We start from the raw sequence: 1,940 nt of genomic DNA on the forward strand, positions 1-1,940 counted from the left end.
CTCCCAAAGCGTGGCGAAATCGAGCGAAAAGGCCGAAAAAGTGGTGAAGCCGCCAAGGATGCCGGTGGCCACGAACAGCCTGACCTCGTTCGAGCCGCCGCGTCGCGCGAGCACGGCGATGAACAGGCCCATGACGAAGGAGCCGACGATGTTGATCACCATCGTGCCCCAGGGATAGTTGGGGCCGACCAGGCGCAGCGCGCCCATATTGGTCAAGTGGCGGATGCCGGCGCCGATGCCGCCGCCGATGACAACGAGAAGTAGATTGGCCATGGCGGCTTTCTGCCGTTGCCGGCTTGCCGGGTCAATCCCTCCCGGCGGCGGGTGGAACCGCGCAGATCGTCGAACGGGTCAGAAATCGCCGCTCGCGGCCGTTGTCGAGCGAGAACATGCCGCCCCTGCCCGGCACCACGTCGATGATCAAATCCGTGTGTTTCCAGGCCTCGTACTGCGAGGGCTGATGTAGATCGGCGTGTTGCCGATTTCACCCAGCATGACGTCGGCATCGCCAACAATGAAATCGCCGCGCGGATAGCACATTGGCGAGGAGCCGTCGCAGCAGCCGCCGGACTGGTGGAACAGAACAGGGCCGTGATCGGCGATGATCTCGGCCAGGAACGCCTCCGCCTCCGGCGTGGCGGACACTTTGTTCAGAGATCTTTTGTCCATCAGATCCTCCAACAATCGAAGGAGGACGCGGCGAACCGCGCCCTCCCCCCTCGCCCCGGGAGGATCAGAAGAAGCCAAGCTTCTTCGGGCTGTAGCTGACCAGCATGTTCTTGGTCTGCTGGTAGTGATCGAGCATGATCTTGTGCGTCTCGCGACCGATGCCGGACTGCTTTTAGCCGCCGAAGGCAGCGTGCGCCGGATAGGCGTGGTAGCAATTGGTCCACACGCGCCCGGCCTGGATGGCGCGGCCGAAGCGGTAGCAGCGGTTCGCGTCGCGGCTCCAAATGCCAGCGCCGAGGCCGTAGAGCGTATCGTTGGCGATCGACAGCGCCTCGTCATCGTCCCTGAAGGTCGTGACCGACACCACCGGTCCGAAAATCTCCTCCTGGAAGATGCGCATCTTGTTGTGGCCCTTGAACACGGTGGGCTTGACGTAGTAGCCGCCGGCAAGGTCGCCCGGCAGATGGTTCTGCTCGCCGCCTGTGAGCAGCTCGGCCCCTTCCTGGCGGCCGACGTCGAAGTAGCTCAGGATCTTCTGCAACTGCTCGTTCGAAGCCTGGGCGCCGATCATGGTTGCCGGGTCGAGCGGATCGCCCTGGACGATCGCCTCGACGCGCTTCAGCGCCCGCTCGATGAACCTGTCGTAGATCTTTTCATGCACCAGGGCGCGGCTCGGGCAGGTGCAGACCTCGCCCTGGTTGAGCGCGAACATCACGAAGCCTTCGATCGCCTTGTCGAAGAAGTCATCGTCCTCCGCCGTCACGTCCTGGAAGAAGATGTTGGGCGACTTGCCGCCAAGCTCGAGCGTGACCGGGATCAGGTTCTGGCTGGCATATTGCGAGATCAGGCGGCCCGTCGTCGTCTCGCCAGTGAAGGCGATCTTGGCGATGCGGTTCGACGATGCCAGCGGCTTGCCGGCCTCCAGGCCGAAGCCGTTGACGATGTTGAGCACGCCCTCCGGCAACAGGTCGCCGACTAGGTCGGCCCACAGCATGATGGTGGCTGGCGTCTGCTCGGCCGGCTTCAGCACCACGCAATTGCCGGCGGCGAGCGCTGGCGCCAGTTTCCATACCGCCATCAGCAGCGGGAAATTCCACGGAATGATCTGGCCGACAACGCCGAGCGGTTCGTGGAAATGATAGGCGACGGTGTCGTGGTCGATCTCGGAAATGCTGCCCTCCTGGCTGCGCAGCACGCCGGCGAAATAGCGGAAATGGTCGATGGCCAAAGGCAGGTCGGCCGCCGTCGTCTCGCGGATCGGCTTGCCGTCT

At 63.7% G+C, this 1,940-nt stretch carries 1 protein-coding gene and 2 pseudogenes; all 3 read right to left on the reverse strand.

The features are described from left to right. A partial coding sequence (locus EN745_RS34220; protein ID WP_127423272.1) for a CrcB family protein occupies positions 1-273 on the reverse strand: 273 nt, incomplete at its 3' end. 31 nt (positions 274-304) lie between these two features. Further along, positions 305-669, reverse strand: a pseudogene (locus EN745_RS34225) (DUF779 domain-containing protein). 64 nt (positions 670-733) lie between these two features. Further along, a pseudogene (gene adh / locus EN745_RS34230) lies at positions 734-1,940 on the reverse strand (aldehyde dehydrogenase); the annotation flags it as partial.

This window comes from Mesorhizobium sp. M4A.F.Ca.ET.022.05.2.1 (genome assembly GCF_003998845.1).
GTDB lineage: Bacteria > Pseudomonadota > Alphaproteobacteria > Rhizobiales > Rhizobiaceae > Mesorhizobium.